Raw genomic sequence first — 17816 nt, 5'->3', positions numbered from 1 at the left:
CAAGCGGAATCCGTGAGGCCGCCGCCGTTTATTTGACGGCGGTGGCCCGAGGCAGGCTGCGCGCCGCCAGCGGCCAGTACCCCGCCAGGGCAATGCCGCCCATGAAGATCGCCGCGTTGCCGATGGCATCGAACACCACCTCCACCACCGCTGCGTCAGGGAGTGCCAGTGCGACGGCGACTGCCTCCAGCACGGGGCTGATGACGAGATACAGCCCGATGACGGCCATGACGCGCCCGATCCGCTGCCACGGTGTGTACGGATCCAGCGGCCAGCCGCGCCAGTGCAGGAAGGCGAACACCAGCAGCAGCCCCAGATACCGCCCCGCGCTGTCTGCCGGGACGAACTCGGTCGTCAGCGCCGCTGCCGTCACGCCGACGCCGAGGGTGGCGAGGATGAGGTGGCGGGTTCGATTACGGCGCGCGGGCGCTGGCAGGCACTGCCAGGCAAGCCAGCCCAAGGCCATCCCGACCAGCCAGCCGCCCAGCACATCGGACAGGAAGTGCCGGCCCAGGTACATGCGTGACAGCGCCATCAACAGCGGCCATCCGATCAGCAGTGCGAGCCGCCAGCCGCGGCTGCGGATGCCGAAGCACAGCACCAGCGCCGTCATCGCCGCCGTGGCCACGCCCACATGACCACTGATGAATCCGTAGTCCGGATCCGGCTGTGCACGCAGGGCGGCAATCGCTTCATCGGTCGGCAGCGTCCAGAACGATCCGGCGGCGCCATCGGCGACCAGCGCGTGGTCCGGCCGGCCCTTGTCCAGCACGTGGATGTCGACATCGCTGGGGCGGGGCAGGGCGGCCCCCTGCTTGATCGCGTGCGTGGCCATCGACATCAGCAGTACTGCCAGCATGATGCCCAGCCCCGCGCGAAGACGCACTCCGAAGCTGCAGACCACGATCAACAGCACGTACGCCCATTCGTAGCCCAGCGCGCTGACGAAGTTCATCAGCGGCAACATCCACGCTGCATCGAAGAAGGACTGCAGCCACACATGCCAATGGGTCTGGAACATCCGTATTCCTCAGTGTCGGGCCACCGCCCGCGTGACCGGCAACGATAACGGCTCCCGGCGCAGTCCGAACAGTGGGCGCAGCCAGCCAACGCGCCGGATCAGCCCTTCGTACAGCACCAGACAGCCGGCCACCGTCCCGGCCAGGACCAGCAGTGGCTCCCACCATGGCCCCAGGTGCAGCGGTTTGAGCCAGAACAGCAGCGCGATGATCAGGCTCTGGTGCAGGATGTACCAGGGATACACCGCCTCGGTGCAGTACGGCAGCCAGCGGAGCGGGCGATCCAGATACACCTTGGCCCAGCCGAGCAGGGTCAGCAGCACGGCCCACAGGTACAGCGACTGGCTGGCCATCACCTGCAGCGTCCAGACACTGTCCGGCCACTGCCGCAGCACCGAATCGTCCGGCAACACCCGCCCCAGGAGGCGGATGCCGAAGTACCAGCCCGCGGCAATGACCGCCACCCACAGGGTGGTCCGGCGCAGCTCGACCACGCGCGCCCAGAACGGGGTGGCGCGGGCAAGCAGGTAGCCGGCCAGGAATACCGTGCCGTACTTGGCGTGCTGGTACCAATCGCCGAACAGCAGGTTGGTGGACGGGAACCGGGGATCGAGCCAGGCCACCCAGCCGAAGGAGAGCAGGCTGGGCAGCCCGATCAGCAGCGGCGCCGGCGCACGGGCGAAGCGCTCCACGGCGCGATGCACGGCTGCGGTATCCAGCACCGGCATCAGCAAGGCCAGCACCAGCGTGTAGACCCACAGGTAGGCCAGGTACCACAGGTGGTTCCAGGTGATGCGCAGCTGCCAGCCGGCAAAGCTGTCCTGCGGCCAGGCCGGCATCTGCCAGTAGCGCAGCAGGAACGCGCCGAAGCCGGGCTCGATGCGGCCGTTGGTCACTGCCTCGCAGTAGGGTTGGATCGGCACCACCACCCACATCCCGAACACCAGCGGCAGCAGCAACCGCCACGAGCGCAGCACGGCAAAGCGCACGATGCGTGTCTCCGGCCGCATCAAGGCGATGGCGATGCCCGAGAGCAGAAACAACAGCTGCATCCGCCAGCGGTTGACCAGCAGCATCGGCCATTGCAGCCACTCGGCGGTGTGGTCGCTCTTGAGATGGAACCCCCAGCCGTCCACGTAGGCCATGGCGGTGTGATACAGGATGAGCAGGGCGAAGGCGAGTACGCGCAGGGCGTCGATGTCGTGGCGGCGTGGCATGGACGGGGCAGGGAGGGCAGGAGCCTCCACGGTGCGCACTGTGAGGGGGTTCGGCCATGGCAAAGGGCTCTGCCGTGGGTGCCAAGTGACCAATGGCGGTCGCCAAGGGATGGGCGGGGCGCACTACCATGGCGTGATGAGTCAGGCTGACGACCTTTTGCGAATGGACGATTCAATGGCGAACGGACGTGCCGCGCGGTGGCAGCCGGGTGCGCGGATGCTGGTGTGGTCGGTGATCCTGCTGACCACCGCGGTGGCCAATGCGCTGGTGGAAGTGATGGATGCGGGGCGCCGTGGCGAAGACCTGGGCCTGTGGCAGCCGATGATCTGGGAGCTGAGCAGCGTCACGATGATCCTGCTGACGCTGCCGGTCCTGTGGTGGGGCTGCCAGCGTTGGCCGCTGCATGCCGATACCTGGAAGCGCCGCCTGCCGCTGTACCTGCTGGCCAGCGTGGCGTGGTCGCTGGTGCATGTCACCGGGATGATGGGGCTGCGCCATCTCGCTTATGCCGCGCTCGGCTACCACTACCAGGACGATGCCAGCTGGCCGGTACGCCTGGTGTACGAGTACCTCAAGGATGTGCGTGCGTTCTTCACCTTCGTGGCGATCGAGCACTTCTTCAGCTGGTTCGGACGGCGCCGGCAGGGCGAGGCGCATCTGCTGGCCGCGCCGGACGATGCTCCGCCGGTGGACGCCGTGGAACGTCCGGAGCGGTTCCTGGTGCGCAAGCTGGGCCGCGACTTCCTGGTCGCCACCGGTGATATCGAGTACGCCCAGGCGGCCGGGAACTACGTCAATCTGCGGGTGCGCGGGCACTACTACCCGCTGCGCAGCACCATGGCGGCACTGGAAGAACGGTTGGATCCGGCCGTGTTCGTGCGGGCCCACCGCAGCTGGCTGGTGAACGTGCGGCACCTGGTCTCGATCGAGCCGCTGGACGGGGGCGAGGCCTTGCTGCACATGGACGATGGTGGGCGCGTACCGTGCAGTCGCCGGCAGCTGCCCTCGTTCCGGCAGGCGCTGGCGGTGCAGGCAACGGCCTGACCCGGCCTGGCTGACCGGCACCCTGGCGGAGCAGGGTGCCGGCAGGGAACTCAGCGCTTGCTGTCTTTCTTGATCATCGCGTCGATGCGCCCGGCGCGGGCTTCCGAGCCCGGGTGGGAGGACATCAGGCCGCCCTTGCTGGACAGCTTGCGGAACATGCTGGCCAGGGCGGCCGGGTCGTACTGGTGGCGCTTCATGAAGCGGTAGCCGTATTCGTCGGCAGCGCTTTCTTCCTTCTGCGAGAACTGCGCGTTGACGAAGCCCTCGGCCAGTTCGCCGAGCTGGCCCTGGGTCAGGGTGGCGATGTTGGCATTGCCCGAGGCGGCCAGCGTGTTGCGACCGGCCGAGGCCAGCAGTGCGGTACGCATCTTGGTCTTGGAGTGGCCCAGTTTGACGTGGCCGATCTCGTGGCCGATCACGCCGCGCACTTCGTCGTCCGAGGCCATGTCCATCAGGCCCGAGTACACGCGCACGCAGCCGTTGGCCATGGCCCAGGCATTGACGTCGTCGGTCAGGTAGACCTTGAAGTTGAGGTTCATGCCGTCTTCGTTGGCCAGGCCCTGGGTGATCCTGGCCAGGCGCTGGGCGTAGGGCGAGTTGGCGGGGGCGACCTTGTTCTGCTGGTCCATGTAGACGCAGGCTTCGTCGGCGGCCTTGGCCACGTCCTGGTCGGACAGGGTGAGCGCCTGGCCGGCCTTCAGGCCGGTGCTGGTCAGCTGCTTGAGGTCCAGGGCCGAAGCGCCGGTGGAGGCGGTCAGGCAGGCGAAGGCCAGCAGCAGGGCGGAGGATGACGTCCTCATCGGGGTGGTGCTCCATGTAGTGCGTTGGGGGACGCCGCGGGCAGGGGGCCGCGCGGCGGGGCCGAAGTCTACCGTCTGGCCGGGCGCCCGTGTTCAGCGATCTCGCTTTCCTGCCCTCCGGCGGGTACCTGCCGCCCCGGCCACCGCCGGAAAGGCCCGGATAGGCTATGATGGACAGTCTTTTCGCACGCATTAATCGCCGACATGATCGAGCTCAATCCTGTCCGCCAGCGCATCACCGATCTCACCGATCGCGTGCTCTCGCTCAGGGGGTATCTTTGACTACGACGCCAAGAAAGAGCGTCTGGAAGAAGTAACCCGGGAACTGGAAAACCCGGATATCTGGAACAACGCCGAGTACGCCCAGAACCTTGGCCGCGAACGCGCCAACCTGGACAAGACCGTGGGCGGCATCGCCACGATCCTCGACGGCCTGACCGAGTCGGGCGAACTGCTGGAACTGGCCGAAAGCGAACAGGACGAAGAAACCGCCCTGGCCGTGGTCAGTGACCTGGACAAGTACCAGAAGCACGTGGAGCAGCTGGAGTTCCAGCGCATGTTCTCCGGCCAGATGGACAACGCCGCGGCGTTCGTCGATATCCAGGCCGGCGCCGGTGGTACCGAAGCCCAGGACTGGGCCGAGATCCTGCTGCGCATGTACCTGCGCTGGTGCGAATCGCGCGGCTGGAAGACCGAGCTGATGGAAGTCTCCGGCGGCGACGTCGCGGGCATCAAGTCGGCCACGCTGCGCGTGGAAGGCGATTACGCCTACGGCTGGCTGAAGACCGAGACCGGCGTGCACCGCCTGGTGCGCAAGTCGCCGTTCGATTCGGACAACCGCCGCCACACCAGCTTCACCTCGGTGTTCGTGTCGCCGGAAGTCGATGACAACATCGAGATCGACATCAACCCCGCCGACCTGCGTACCGACGTGTACCGCTCCTCCGGCGCCGGTGGCCAGCACGTCAACAAGACCGAGTCGGCGGTGCGTATCACGCACATCCCGACCAATACGGTCGTGGCCTGCCAGACCGGCCGTAGCCAGCACCAGAACCGCGACAACGCGATGAAGATGCTGGCCGCCAAGCTGTACGAGCTGGAGATCCAGAAGCGCAATGCCGAGCGTGACGCGGTGGAAGCCACCAAGTCCGACATCGGCTGGGGCAGCCAGATCCGCAACTACGTGCTCGACCAGAGCCGCATCAAGGACCTGCGCACCGGCATCGAACGCTCCGATACGCAGAAGGTGCTGGACGGCGACCTCGACGAATTCGTCGAAGCCAGCCTGAAGTCCGGCCTGGCCGTGGGTGCCAAACGCACCGACGCCTGACCGTCGGGGCCGCCACGCGCGGCCCCGATCCGTTGTGCCCGGGCCGCGCCCGGTTTCGCAATCCGCCCCGACCATCGGCATGATGGCGGGGACCGTACCTCCCCCCCGACAGACATAGACCCACGCCATGAACGATCAGACCGCCGCGCCGCAGCCCCCCGTCGACGAGAACAGCCTCATCGCCGAGCGCCGCGCGAAACTGACCGCCCTGCGCGGGCAGGGCATTGCCTACCCGAACGATTTCCGCCGCGAGCACTTCGCCGGCACCCTGCAGGCCGAGTTCGCCGATGCAGAGCAGTGGACCGCCGAAGCGCTGGAGGCCAGCGACCGCCAGGTCAAGATGGCCGGCCGCCTGATGGCCAAGCGCGTGATGGGCAAGGCCAGCTTCGCCCAGATCCAGGACGAGTCCGGCCGCATCCAGCTGTTCCTGCAGGGCAGCACGCTGGGCGATGCCTACACCGCCTTCAAGGGCTGGGACGTGGGCGACATCATCGCCGTGGAGGGCGGGCTGACCCGGACCAAGACCGGTGAGCTGTCGGTGAAGGCCACCAGCATCCGCCTGCTGACCAAGTCGCTGCGCCCGCTGCCGGACAAGTGGCACGGCCTGGCCGACGTGGAGCAGCGCTACCGCCAGCGCTATGTCGACCTGATCGTGACCCCGGAGTCGCGCGAGGTGTTCATCAAGCGCTCGCGGATCATCCGCGCCATGCGCGCGTGGCTGGACAACCGCGACTTCCTGGAAGTCGAAACGCCGATGATGCATTACATCCCCGGCGGCGCCACGGCCAAGCCGTTCACCACCCACCACAACGCGCTGGACCTGGACCTGTACCTGCGCGTGGCCCCGGAGCTGTACCTCAAGCGCCTGGTCGTGGGTGGCCTGGAGCGCGTGTACGAGATCAACCGCAACTTCCGCAATGAGGGCGTGAGCACCCGCCACAACCCGGAATTCACCATGATGGAGCTGTACGAGGCCTACGCCACGTACACCGAAGTGATGGACCTGACCGAAGGCGTGATCCGTGACGTGGCCAGCAAGGTGCTGGGCACCACCACGGTGGAGTGGGACGGTGCCACGATCGACCTGGCCCCGGCGTTCCGCCGCTGGCGCATGGACGAGGCGGTGCGCCACCACAACCCGGAGATCAGCGCCGCCGACTGCACCGACCGCGATGCGCTGGCCGCCCACTGCGAGCGCCTGAAGATCCGCATCAAGCCGTCCTACGGCTGGGGCAAGCTGCTGCTGGAGATCTTCGAGGCCACCGTCGAGCACACCCTGATCCAGCCGACCTTCATCACCGACCACCCGGTCGAGGTCTCGCCGCTGGCCCGCGCCAACGATGACCAGCCCGGCTACACCGACCGCTTCGAGCTGTTCATCAACGGCAAGGAGCTGGCCAACGGCTTCTCCGAGCTGAACGACCCGGAAGACCAGGCCGCCCGGTTCCAGGCCCAGGTCACGGCCAAGGAAGGCGGCGATGACGAGGCCATGCACTACGACGCCGATTACATCCGCGCGCTGGAGTACGGCATGGCCCCGACCGGCGGCCTGGGCATCGGCATCGACCGTCTGGTGATGCTGCTGACCGGCAGCGGTTCGATCCGCGACGTGCTGCTGTTCCCGTACATGCGTCCGGAAAACTGAGACCTGGGTCCGGGCGTGCTTGGGGCACGTCCGGCGCGGGGGTTCCGCTGCCGTGGCCGCGCGGGTATGGTTTCTGCGTGGCCTTAACAGGCGCTATGGCGTGATGGCCACAGACCATGACGGGTTGCAGGGAGACGCCGACACCGGCGTCACACTGTGACGACGATCATGAACTGGGGTGTTCATGACGGGAGGCGGACTGATGCAAGGTGCCAGTGTGCAGAGCGGCGGAGTATCCTCTTCGCAGCATGTTCCAGTGTGGTCAAGGAAGAAGGCAGAAGCAGCCTTGAATATTGTCATCGTTGACGATCAGACGTCCGCGCGTACCATGCTGCGCCATGTCATCGAGGACATCGCGCCGGAACTGTCTGTGCACGACTTCGGCGATCCGCTGACGGCGCTTGCCTGGTGCGAGTCGCACGCCGTGGATCTGCTGTTGCTCGATTACCGCATGCCGGAGATGGACGGGCTGGAGTTCGCCCGCCGTTTCCGCCGCCTGCCCAAGCACCGCGACATCCCCGTGATCCTGATCACCGTGGTCGGCGACGAGCCGATCCGCCAGGCCGCGCTGGAGGCCGGGGTGATCGATTTCCTGGTCAAGCCCATCCGCCCGCGCGAACTGCGCGCGCGCTGCTACAACCTGTTGCAGCTGCGCCAGCAGTCGGAGAACGTCAAGCAGCGCGCGCTGTCGCTGGAGCAGCGCCTGCTGGCCAGCATGCACGAGGTGGAGGAGCGCGAGCGCGAAACACTGTCGCGGCTGGCGCGGGCGATCGAATTCCGTGATGCCGGCACCAGTGCCTACCTGGAGCGCATGGCCCATGTCGCCGGGCTGATCGCCGAGCAGCTCGGGCTGCCGGAAGAAGAGGTCAAGCTGATCGAGATGGCCGCGCCCCTGCACGACATGGGCAAGATCGCCATTCCCGATGCGGTCCTGCTCAAACAGGGCAAGCTGAGCGATGAGGAGCAGGCGATCATGCGCCGGCACCCGCGGATCGGCTACGAGCTGCTGAGTGGCAGCCAGAACCGTTTCATCCAGGTCGGGGCCCTGATCGCGCTGCGCCACCATGAGCGCTACGACGGCAGCGGCTACCCGGATGGGCTGGTCGGCGATGCGATTCCGCTGGAAGCGCGGATCGTGGCGGTGGCCGATGTGTTCGACGCGCTGATCTCACCGCGTCCGTACAAGGAAGCATGGACCATGGAAGCCACGCTGGCGTATCTGTATGCCCAGCGGGGCCGGTTGTTCGATCCGCGCTGCGTCGATGCCCTGCTGCGCGGCCGCCTCCAGCTTGATGAGATCTGCGCACAGCACTCCACCGCGTCATCCCGCCCGGGGATGTGATATGCGTCGTCTGTACCCGCGCCTGAAGCACCGCCTGGCGCAGCGCCCGGATACCGAACACGGCCAGGCGATCGTGCGCATCGTGCTGATCACCCTGATCCTGCTGTATGTGCTCATGCCGGGGCCGCGTCACGACCTGCCCCCGGCGCAGTACCACGGGGTGCTGGCGATCGTGCTGACCGGCCTGACCCTCTCGCTGGGGCTGTTCGGCTGGCTGCTGTGGCGGCCGGGGCGCTCGGACCCGCGCCGCGTGGCCGGCATGCTCGCCGATTACGGGCTGATCGCCGCCGGCATGGTGCAGATGGGCGAGCCACTGGCCTGGGTCTACATCGTGGTGATGTGGGTGACGGTCGGCAACGGCATGCGCTACGGCAACAACTATCTGTACGTCGCGGTGGCGATGGCGATGGTCAGCTTCGGCAGCACCGCACTGCTGACCCCGTACTGGCATCAGAACGCGCGGCTGGCATTCGGCCTGTGGCTGGGCCTGGCGGCAGTGCCGCTGTATTTCTCCACGCTGCTGCGCCAGCTCACCCGTGCGATGGCCGAGGCACGCCGCGCGAGCGAGGCCAAGAGCCGTTTCCTGGCCAACATGAGCCACGAGTTCCGCACGCCGCTCAACGGCCTGTCGGGCATGACCGAGCTGCTGGCCACCACCAAGCTCGACGACGAGCAGCGCGAGTGTGTGAACACCATCCAGGCGTCCTCGCGCAGCCTGCTGGCGCTGGTGGAGGAAGTGCTCGATATCTCCGCGATCGAAGCGGGCAAGCTGCGCGTGACCGCCGAGGACTTCGCGCTGGCCGATGTGATCCAGGCCATCGGGTTGATCCTGCTGCCGCAGGCCAAGGCCAAGCGGCTGGATTACCGGGTCAAGGTGGCCGATACCGTGCCGCCGCTGCTGCGCGGTGACCTGGGCCACCTGCGGCAGATCCTGCTCAACATCGCCGGCAACGCGGTCAAGTTCACCGACCACGGCCGTGTCGAAATCCGCGTGGCCGTGCTCGATGCCGAATCCAACGGCGGAGTGCGCCTGCGGTTCGACATCCTCGATACCGGCATCGGTGTCGCCCCGGAGATGCGCCCGCGCCTGTTCGAAGCGTTCGAGCAGGCCGACGTCAGCATGGCGCGCCGCCACGAAGGCACCGGCCTGGGCACGACCATCGCCAAGGGCCTGGTCGAGGCGATGGGCGGGGACATCGGCTACGAAGAGAACCCGCCGCAGGGCAGCCATTTCTGGTTCGAGCTGCCGTTCGCGCCGCCGCGCGTGCCGCTGGGCACGGTCACCCCGGCGCTGGTCGGCGACGGGCTGCCGGACCGCAACGGCAATGTCATTGCGTTCGCCGACCCGTTCCTGCGCCACCGCGCGCGCGTGCGCAGCATGCACATCCTGGTCGCTGACGATCACGAGGCCAACCGGATGGTGCTGCAGCGCCTGCTGCAGAAAGCCGGCCACAAGGTGCTGTGCGTCAACGGCGGTGAAGCGGTGCTCGATGCGATGGCCGAGAGTGATTTCGATGCGGCCATCGTGGATCTGCACATGCCCGGCATGAGCGGCCTGGACATGCTCAAGGAACTGCGCGTGATGCAGGCCGGTGGCGGTCCGCGCACACCGGTGCTGGTGCTCAGCGCCGACGTCACGCCCGAGGCCATCCAACGCTGCACCCAGGCCGGCGCGCATACGTTCCTGGCCAAGCCCGTGGTCGCGGTGCGGCTGCTGGATGTGCTTGCCGATATCGCCTCCAACGGCCAGCTCAAGGCCAGCGCACCGATCGTGCGTACCGCTACCGCGCTGGATGGTGTACTGGACCCGGGCGTGCTCGACGAGCTGGCCTCGCTCGGCATGGGCGACGGTTTCGAACGCGAGTTCATCCGCCAATGCCTGGCCGATGCCGACCAGTGCATCGGCGTGGCGCTGGCCGACGGCGAGCGCAGCGACTGGGTCCATTTCCGCGAGCAGGCGCACGCAATCAAGGGCGTGGCCAGCAATCTGGGCCTGGTCCGCGTTGCCAACCGTGCGGGAGATCTGATGCGCATGGCCGACTGGCAGCTCAAGAGTGAATGGCGGCAGCGCGTGACCCTGCTGCAGGCGGGCATCAAGGAAGGCCGGCAGGCGCTGGATGCGCGTGCGCAGCGCAAGGCGCAGGGGCAGGCCGACGACGGCGGCGACATGCGCTGAGTGGGGCTGCAATAAAAAAAAGCCCGGCGGCAGCCGGGCTTGAACAACACAGGGGAGGGGATGGCTCAGGCGACGTCGAGAGTGGCGCGGCGGGTCTGGGCCTTGATCAGGCGGTCCATGGTGCGCAGCGACTTGTCGCCCAGCGCAAGGGCGGAGTCCACCCAGACCTTGGTGATTTCCAGCAGTTCGTCATAGCGCACGGCCTGGGCCAGGTTGCGCGCGGTGTTCATCGCCAGATACGAATGCGGAATGCGCTGGTGCTGGCGGATCAGATCTTCCACGGCCTTGACGCCCTGGCCCTTGGGCACCAGCACATCGACCACGCCCATGGCATGCATCTCTTCAGAGGAATACACGCGGCCGTCGAGGATGATCTTCTCGGCCAGCTGGGGGGCCACGCGCTTGCACAGGAAGGAATAGGCGCCCATGCCCGGGAACAGCCCGAACAGCACTTCCGGCAGGCCCATGCCGCAGCCTTCCTCGGCCACGATGGTGTGGCAGGCCAGCGCCATCTCCAGGCCGCCGCCGAGGGCATCGCCCTGGATCAGCGCGATCGAGCGCACGTCGCCACCGAAGCCGGTGTGCAGGTGGTGCACGCCTTCCACGCAACGCTGCGCATAGGTCAGCAGGCGGTCGCGGTTGCCCTCGCGGATCAGGCGGGTGAACAGGTCCAGATCGCCGCCCAGGTTGTAGGCATTGGCATCGGAGGCGAGCACGAAATGGCGCAGCTTGCCGCTGTTGCGCTCGGCCGGGCTGCGGGTGATCGCGCTCATGAAGTTCCACATTTCATCGAGCATGTCCTTGCGGCAGCACGGGCGGATGCCGCTGGCGGCATCGGCATGCATGAACAGCCAATGGGCATCGTCGTTGCCGGTGGTTTCCGTGCGGATGGTGGCGTAGCGGTGGTTGACGGGCAGCTTTTCAATGGTGCTCATGGCGATTTCCTCGGAGGCTGGCCCGCTGGGAGGACGGTGGGCGGCGGGCCTGACGGGTCCACACGCCGCGATCCTACACCCCCGGCATCTCACGCAATGCAAAAGGCCCCCGCCGTTGCCGGCAGGGGCCCTGTGAAGATGCAGCCGTTGGGGAACCGTTACGGCGCAGGGGTATCGCGCAGTTCGCGGCGCAGGATCTTGCCGACGTTGGTCTTGGGCAGTTCCTTGCGGAACTCCACGATCCGCGGGTGCTTGTAGCCGGTCAGGTTCGCGCGTGCATGTTCCTTGACCATCTCGGCGGTGAGGTTGGGGTCCTTCTTGACGATGACCACCTTGACCACCTCACCGGACTTCTCATCGGGCACGCCCACCGCCGCGACTTCGAGCACGCCGGGCATCATCGCGATGACGTCTTCGACCTCATTGGGGTACACGTTGAAGCCGGACACCAGGATCATGTCCTTCTTGCGGTCCACGATGTAGAAGAAGCCCTGCTCATCCATCCGTGCCATGTCGCCGGTGTGCAGCCAGCCCTCGGCGTCCACCGCCTGCGCGGTATCTTCCGGGCGCTGCCAGTAGCCCTTCATGACCTGCGGACCCTTGATGCACAGCTCGCCGACTTCGCCGACGGCCAGCGTCTTGCCGGTGTCATCCTTGACGCAGGCATCGGTGGACGGGATCGGCAGGCCGATCGCACCGTTGTACTCGGCCAGGTCGAGCGGGTTGATGCAGGCGGCCGGCGAGGTCTCGGTCAGGCCATAGGCCTCGACCAGGGTGACGCCGGTGACCTTCTTCCAACGCTCGGCGACGGCGCGCTGCACCGCCATGCCGCCGCCCAGGGTGACCTTCAGCGAGGAGAAATCGACCTCGTCGAAGCCCGGGGTATTGAGCAGGCCGTTGAACAGCGTGTTGACGCCGGTGATCGCGGTGAAGCGGGTCGCCTTGAGCTCCTTGACGAAGCCCTTCATGTCGCGCGGGTTGGTGATCAGGTAGTTGCAGCCACCGAACTTCATGAAGACCAGCCCGTTCGCCGTCAACGCGAAGATGTGGTACAGCGGCAGGGCGGTGATGATCACCTCCTTGCCCATCTCGATCCCCGAGGCGGAGATCCAGGCCGAGGCCTGCTGCATGTTGGCGACCAGGTTGCGGTTGGTCAGCATCGCACCCTTGGCCACGCCGGTGGTGCCGCCGGTGTACTGCAGGAAGGCGACATCGTCGTGGTCGATCTCGACCTTGGGCAGGGTGTGGCGGCTGCCCAGCTTGAGCGCCTGGTTGAAGCGGATCGCGCCGCGCAGGCTGTAGTTGGGCACCATCTTCTTGATGTACTTCAGGACGAAGTTCACCACGACGCCCTTGGCGCCGAGCATGTCGCCCAGGCCGGTGGTCACCACCTGCTTGATCGGGGTGTCGGCAATGACCTGCTGCACGGTGTCGCAGAAGTTGTCCACGACCACCAGCACGGCCGCGCCGGAATCCACCAGCTGGTGCTTGAGCTCGCGGGCGGTGTACAGCGGATTGACGTTGACCACGGTCAGGCCGGCACGCAGCACGCCGAACGTGGCGATCGGGTACTGCAGGCAGTTGGGCATCATCAGGGCAACGCGGTCGCCCTTCTTGAGCTGCAGCTCACCCAGCAGATAGGCGGCGAACTGTTCGACCAGTGCGTCCGTTTCCCCGTAGGTCAGGACCTTGCCGAAACTGGAGTAGGCGGGGCGATCGCGGAACTTGGCCACCGAAGTGTCGAAGACGGCCGAGATTGAATGGAACTCGTTGACGTCGATCTCGGCGGGTACGCCTTTGGGATAGCTCTGCAGCCAGGGTCGTTCCAGACTCATATTCCCCCTCCAGGAAACGTGGATGATGTAAAGCGATGACGGAGAGTATCCGTCGTTTCATGCCTCGGCAGCATACCGTCCCGAATGGAAAACGCGAAGGGCCCGTGAACAACGGCGGCAGCGGGGCCGCGGGGCAGGGTGGCCCCGGCGATAAATGACGTTTGCAGCCGCATGTGTTCGCTCATCCGTCCATCCCTGCTCATCGCGGCGGCTCGTCAGCGCAGGTGTCGTGGCACTGCAGTGCAGCTTCCAGCACCGGCACGGCCCAGTCGGGTGTCTGCCGCAGTTGGGCGACGTCATCGGCCGCAGGCCAGGTCAAACGGCCACCGTCCATCTGCAGCACAAGCTGTGGATCGGCAACCGGCTGGCCAGCAGCACCGGCCTCTGCACTGTTGTCGTACACCTGCAGCTGTGCCAGCGCTGGCAGCAGGGCGATCAGGTTCTGCAGCGCCAACGGGTAGCGGCGGTGGATGTCCGCATCGCTGATCGGGTGGCCACCGGCCGCAACGCGTGCGCGCACCCGTGCGATGTGCTGCTGGGGCGTGGCCAGGCCGCAGTACCAGACCAGTACGTCATGCGTGGCGCAGGCCTCGGCCAGGGTCGCGGCGATTGACTGCCCGCCCAGGGTGGTTTCGAAGGCGTGGTTGCGGCGTTCGGCGATGGCAGAGCGCAGCCGGCTGAAGCCTTCCGTCCACGCCCGGCCATTGGCCTCGCGCTGATTCATGCCGAATTCGCGGCACAGCTGGCGGGCCCAGTCGTCGGGATTGAACCAGTCCAGACCCGCTTGGCGGAGCAGATGGCCCCCAATGGAGCTCTTGCCTGCGCCGTGGACCCCTGCCAGCACGAACAGGAAGGGCCGTGCAGGCATCAGTAACCGCTGCCTGCGGCCACCTTGCCCTTGAGGCGTGCTGGCTTGCGCAGCAGCGCGCGCGCCTTGTTGGCGGCCGCGGCGCTGTCCAGCACGGCAAGGCGATCATCGAAGCGCTGACGGAGCTGCTGCAGGGCCGGGGCCTGTTCGCGCAGGGACGCGAGGTCCCGCTGCAACGACACGACCTCGGCCTGCATGGCCTGGTACTGCTGGGCGGACAGAATGACGGCCTGCGGCTCGTTGTGATTGGTGACCAGTACGGCCTGCTGTTCGCGGACGTCCTGCATCACCTTGCGCCAGTGCTCCTTCACCGTCGAGGCGGTCGTGCGGGTCAGCTCGGTGATCGGGTCGAACTTGAGCGCGTGCAGCATGGCGGCGGCTCCCTGGCGGATGGCGCCCAGTGTAGCCCGATCCGTACGAATTGTGAGAAATATGGGATTTATGAAATTTATGAAAATGAGGACTGGTGGCTGCGCCGGCTATCCCTCGTCCGCCCTGCGGCGCAGGGTGCGGCGGGAACGCCAAACAGCAGCAAGGGGGCGTGTGCCCCCTTGCTGTCGTGCGATCCCTCTACCGGAGAGGGCGTAATTGGCGCCGTGCCAGGCGCTTACTTCTTTCCGGCCAGCTGACGCAGCACGTACTGCAGCAGGCCGCCGTGCTTGAAGTACTCCACTTCCTTCGGGGTCAGAAGCATCACATGGGCCTCGAAGGTCTTCTTCGTGCCATCGGCCTTGGTCGCGGTGAGGGTGGCCGTCTTGCTGGCACCATCCTCCAGGCCGGTGATGTCGATCACTTCCGAACCGTCCAGGCCCAGGCTCTGCGCGTTGTCGCCGTTCTTGAACTGCAGCGGCAGCACGCCCATGCCGACCAGGTTGGAGCGGTGGATGCGCTCGAAGCTCTCGGCGATGACCGCCTTGACGCCCAGCAGGTTGGTGCCCTTGGCGGCCCAGTCACGCGAGGAGCCGGTGCCGTATTCCTTGCCGGCAAAGACGACCAGCGGAACGCCCTCGGCCTTGTACTTGACCGCCGCATCGTAGATCGCCAGCTTCTGCGGCTCGCCGCCATCCTTCGGGAAGTACAGGGTGTTGCCGCCTTCTTCGCCGCCGAACATCAGGTTCTTGATGCGGATGTTGGCGAAGGTGCCGCGCACCATGACGTCATCGTTGCCGCGGCGGCTGCCGTAGCTGTTGAAGTCGGCCGGCTGCACGCCGCGCTCCTGCAGGAAGCGGCCCGCCGGGGAATCCTTCTTGATGTTGCCGGCCGGGGAGATGTGATCGGTGGTGATCGAATCGCCGAACAGGCCCATCACGCGGGCGCCATGCACATCTTCGATGTGGCCGACGTCCATGGTCATGCCCTCGAAGTAGGGCGGGTTCTTGATGTAGGTCGAGCTGCCGTCCCACTCATACAGATCGCCATCGGGCGACTTGATGGTGTTCCAGCGGGTGTCGCCCTTGAACACGTCGGCATAGTTCTTCTTGAACATCTCCGGCCCGATGGTCGCGGCAATCACATCGCCGATTTCCTTGTTGCTCGGCCAGATATCGCGCAGGTACACCGGCTGCCCATCGCTGCCCGTGCCCAGCGGCTCGGTGGTCAGGTCGATGTCGGTGGTGCCGGCGATGGCATAGGCAACGACCAGCGGCGGGCTGGCCAGGTAGTTCATTTTGACTTCCGGGTGCACGCGGCCTTCGAAGTTGCGGTTGCCCGACAGCACCGAGGCCACCACCAGGTCACCGGCGGCGATGCCGGCACTGACTTCGGTCGGCAGGGGGCCGGAGTTGCCGATGCAGGTGGTACAGCCGTAGCCGACCACGTAGAAGCCGACCTTCTCCAGCTCGGTCAGCACACCGGCTTTTTCCAGGTAATCGGTGACCACGCGCGAGCCTGGGCCGAGCGAGGTCTTGACCCACGGCTTGCGGTCCAGGCCCTTGGCCGCCGCGTTGCGGGCGAGCAGGCCGGCACCGATCATCACCGCCGGGTTGGAGGTGTTGGTGCACGAGGTGATCGCGGCGATGACCACCGCGCCATCCTTCAGGCGGAATTTCTGGCCATCCAGTTCGACATCGCTGTAACCCTTGGCCAGCTGTTCGTTGCCGACCGCCGCGCCGCCACCTTCGTTGACGAACGTGGCGACATCATCGTTGCGCTTGTCGCGGTTGGTGGTCAGGCCGACGAGGTTCTCGCGGTAGTTCTGCTTGACGTCTTCCAGCAGCACGCGGTCCTGCGGGCGCTTCGGGCCGGCCAGCGACGGCTTGACCTGGCCCATGTCCAGTTCCAGCGTGGCGCTGTAGCTGGCGTGCGCGGTGTTGGCGTCATGCCACAGGCCCTGGGCCTTGGCATAGGCTTCCACCAGCGCGATCTGCTCCTCGCTGCGGCCGGACAGGCGCAGGTAGGTCAGTGATTCTTCATCGATCGGGAAGATGCCGCAGGTGGCGCCGTACTCCGGGGCCATGTTGCCGATCGTGGCACGGTCGGCCAGTGGCAGGTGCTGCAGGCCTTCGCCGAAGAACTCCACGAACTTGCCGACCACGCCGTGCTTGCGCAGCATCTGGGTGACGGTCAGCACCAGATCGGTGGCGGTGGCGCCTTCGGGCATGCGGCCGGTCAGCTTGAAGCCGACCACCTGCGGGATCAGCATCGACGACGGCTGGCCCAGCATCGCCGCTTCCGCTTCGATGCCGCCCACGCCCCAGCCGAGCACGCCGATGCCATTGATCATGGTGGTGTGGCTGTCGGTGCCGAACACGGTGTCTGGATACGCAACGGCCTTGCCATCCTTCTGCGCGGTCATCACCACGCGGGCCAGGTTTTCCAGGTTCACCTGGTGGACGATGCCGGTGTTGGGCGGCACCACCTTAAAATTGTCGAAGGCCTTCTGGCCCCAGCGCAGGAAGCCGTAGCGTTCCTGGTTGCGCTGGAATTCGATCTTGCCGTTGAGGTCCAGCGCATCGGGTGTACCGAACACATCGACCTGCACCGAGTGATCGATCACCAGCTCGGAGGGGATCTGCGGGTTGATCTGCTCCGGGCGTCCGCCGAGCTTGACCACGGCATCACGCATCGCGGCCAGATCGACCACGCAGGGCACACCGGTGAAATCCTGCAGGACCACGCGCGCGGGCATGAACGCGATCTCGATGTCCGGTTCGGCCTTGGGATTCCACTGGGCGACGGCCTGGATGTGGTCCTTGCCGACGGTCACGCCGCCATCCTCGTGCCGGAGCAGGTTCTCTAGCAGGATCTTCATCGAGTAGGGCAGGTGGGAGATGTCGAACGTCTGTCCGAGCTTGGGCAGGCTGAAGTAGTCGTAGGTGGTGCCGCCGACGTCCAGCTGGCTGCGGGTGGAGAACGAATCGCTCATTGCAGATGACTCCTCTTGCGGATGGCTTGCGTTGGCCCGCCCGAGGCAGACCTGCTTGCGTTCGCCGCTGACCGGTGGGGCCCGCGATCGTCCTGAGTATGAACGATTCAGGGCAGTGACCACCTGCGGCAGTTGGTCTCAGGCTACATGGAGATATGTATCCCTCATGTCACGGATGAGACAGATCCTTTCTGTGCCAAGGGTCTTGGCGGCCAGATCAGTACTCCAGTGGAAGTATGC

Annotated in this window: 13 protein-coding genes; 5 read left to right on the top strand and 8 right to left on the bottom strand. The window is 66.3% G+C overall.

The window, feature by feature from the left end; all coding sequences use genetic code 11:
• Window positions 1-28: 28 nt before the first annotated feature.
• Both NJD74_RS15225 and NJD74_RS15220 read right to left on the bottom strand, forming a co-directional pair.
• Entirely contained in the window at window positions 29-1021 is a 993-nt protein-coding gene (locus tag NJD74_RS15225) for a phosphatase PAP2 family protein (protein WP_319624509.1), read from the bottom strand.
• Between the two features lie 9 nt (window positions 1022-1030).
• The gene (locus NJD74_RS15220; protein WP_319624508.1) at window positions 1031-2236 is read right to left on the bottom strand and encodes an acyltransferase; all 1206 of its coding nucleotides are present in this window, start codon (window positions 2234-2236) and stop codon (window positions 1031-1033) included.
• Between the two features lie 175 nt (window positions 2237-2411).
• Here NJD74_RS15220 and NJD74_RS15215 point away from each other — a divergent pair, with 175 nt between their 5' ends.
• Entirely contained in the window at window positions 2412-3281 is an 870-nt protein-coding gene (locus NJD74_RS15215) for a LytTR family DNA-binding domain-containing protein (protein ID WP_319624507.1), read from the top strand.
• Window positions 3282-3331: 50 nt separating this feature from the next.
• Here NJD74_RS15215 and NJD74_RS15210 read toward each other — a convergent pair whose 3' ends face one another.
• Complete coding sequence (locus NJD74_RS15210) at window positions 3332-4081, bottom strand: M48 family metallopeptidase (protein WP_319624506.1); 750 nt, start codon at window positions 4079-4081, stop codon at window positions 3332-3334.
• Window positions 4082-4285: 204 nt separating this feature from the next.
• Here NJD74_RS15210 and prfB point away from each other — a divergent pair.
• From prfB to NJD74_RS15190, 4 genes are all read left to right on the top strand, one after another.
• Window positions 4286-5411 (top strand): peptide chain release factor 2 gene (gene prfB, locus NJD74_RS15205; protein WP_102788438.1). Its coding sequence is split into 2 segments (ribosomal slippage): window positions 4286-4360 and window positions 4362-5411, totalling 1125 coding nucleotides; the frame shifts between segments, so codons are not numbered across the junction.
• 127 nt (window positions 5412-5538) lie between these two features.
• Complete coding sequence (gene lysS, locus NJD74_RS15200; RefSeq protein ID WP_319624505.1) at window positions 5539-7056, top strand: lysine--tRNA ligase; 1518 nt, start codon at window positions 5539-5541, stop codon at window positions 7054-7056.
• Between the two features lie 202 nt (window positions 7057-7258).
• Window positions 7259-8398, top strand: coding sequence for a two-component system response regulator (locus tag NJD74_RS15195; protein ID WP_019182944.1), 1140 nt, complete (start codon window positions 7259-7261; stop codon window positions 8396-8398).
• Window position 8399: 1 nt separating this feature from the next.
• Window positions 8400-10574, top strand: coding sequence for an ATP-binding protein (locus NJD74_RS15190; protein WP_070472853.1), 2175 nt, complete (start codon window positions 8400-8402; stop codon window positions 10572-10574).
• Window positions 10575-10639: 65 nt separating this feature from the next.
• On the opposite strand, the gene NJD74_RS15185 is transcribed toward NJD74_RS15190, so the two are convergent.
• The 5 genes from NJD74_RS15185 to acnA form a co-directional block, all read right to left on the bottom strand.
• A complete protein-coding gene (locus NJD74_RS15185) occupies window positions 10640-11509 on the bottom strand; it encodes a crotonase/enoyl-CoA hydratase family protein (protein WP_319624504.1) in 870 nt (289 codons plus the stop codon).
• 158 nt (window positions 11510-11667) lie between these two features.
• Window positions 11668-13344: a long-chain fatty acid--CoA ligase gene (locus NJD74_RS15180; protein WP_319624503.1), complete on the bottom strand. Its 1677-nt coding sequence runs from the start codon at window positions 13342-13344 to the stop codon at window positions 11668-11670.
• A gap of 199 nt (window positions 13345-13543) precedes the next feature.
• Window positions 13544-14212, bottom strand: a complete 669-nt coding sequence (locus tag NJD74_RS15175; RefSeq protein WP_319624502.1) for an AAA family ATPase — start codon at window positions 14210-14212, stop codon at window positions 13544-13546.
• On the bottom strand, window positions 14212-14583 hold the full coding sequence (locus NJD74_RS15170) for a type II toxin-antitoxin system prevent-host-death family antitoxin (RefSeq protein ID WP_070427301.1): 372 nt from the start codon (window positions 14581-14583) through the stop codon (window positions 14212-14214). Before NJD74_RS15170 ends, NJD74_RS15175 begins: the two co-directional genes overlap by 1 nt.
• A 236-nt stretch (window positions 14584-14819) precedes the next feature.
• Window positions 14820-17576, bottom strand: a complete 2757-nt coding sequence (gene acnA / locus NJD74_RS15165; protein ID WP_319624501.1) for an aconitate hydratase AcnA — start codon at window positions 17574-17576, stop codon at window positions 14820-14822.
• Window positions 17577-17816: the final 240 nt, after the last annotated feature.

It is taken from the genome of Stenotrophomonas sp. RG-453 (assembly GCF_033843685.1).
In the GTDB taxonomy this organism is placed as follows: domain Bacteria; phylum Pseudomonadota; class Gammaproteobacteria; order Xanthomonadales; family Xanthomonadaceae; genus Stenotrophomonas; species Stenotrophomonas bentonitica_A.
This window is presented reverse-complemented; position numbering and strand designations above follow the sequence as displayed.

What these genes read in the sequence shown, in the direction of transcription:
- NJD74_RS15175 (WP_319624502.1), bottom strand. Translation starts at nt 14,212, where the DNA reads ATGCCTGCACGGCCCTTCCTGTTCGTGCTGGCAGGGGTCCACGGCGCA.
- acnA (WP_319624501.1), bottom strand. Translation starts at nt 17,576, where the DNA reads ATGAGCGATTCGTTCTCCACCCGCAGCCAGCTGGACGTCGGCGGCACC.
- NJD74_RS15185 (WP_319624504.1), bottom strand. Translation starts at nt 11,509, where the DNA reads ATGAGCACCATTGAAAAGCTGCCCGTCAACCACCGCTACGCCACCATC.
- NJD74_RS15190 (WP_070472853.1), top strand. Translation starts at nt 8,400, where the DNA reads ATGCGTCGTCTGTACCCGCGCCTGAAGCACCGCCTGGCGCAGCGCCCG.
- NJD74_RS15220 (WP_319624508.1), bottom strand. Translation starts at nt 2,236, where the DNA reads ATGCCACGCCGCCACGACATCGACGCCCTGCGCGTACTCGCCTTCGCC.
- NJD74_RS15215 (WP_319624507.1), top strand. Translation starts at nt 2,412, where the DNA reads ATGGCGAACGGACGTGCCGCGCGGTGGCAGCCGGGTGCGCGGATGCTG.
- NJD74_RS15195 (WP_019182944.1), top strand. Translation starts at nt 7,259, where the DNA reads ATGCAAGGTGCCAGTGTGCAGAGCGGCGGAGTATCCTCTTCGCAGCAT.
- NJD74_RS15225 (WP_319624509.1), bottom strand. Translation starts at nt 1,021, where the DNA reads ATGTTCCAGACCCATTGGCATGTGTGGCTGCAGTCCTTCTTCGATGCA.
- NJD74_RS15170 (WP_070427301.1), bottom strand. Translation starts at nt 14,583, where the DNA reads ATGCTGCACGCGCTCAAGTTCGACCCGATCACCGAGCTGACCCGCACG.
- lysS (WP_319624505.1), top strand. Translation starts at nt 5,539, where the DNA reads ATGAACGATCAGACCGCCGCGCCGCAGCCCCCCGTCGACGAGAACAGC.
- NJD74_RS15210 (WP_319624506.1), bottom strand. Translation starts at nt 4,081, where the DNA reads ATGAGGACGTCATCCTCCGCCCTGCTGCTGGCCTTCGCCTGCCTGACC.
- NJD74_RS15180 (WP_319624503.1), bottom strand. Translation starts at nt 13,344, where the DNA reads ATGAGTCTGGAACGACCCTGGCTGCAGAGCTATCCCAAAGGCGTACCC.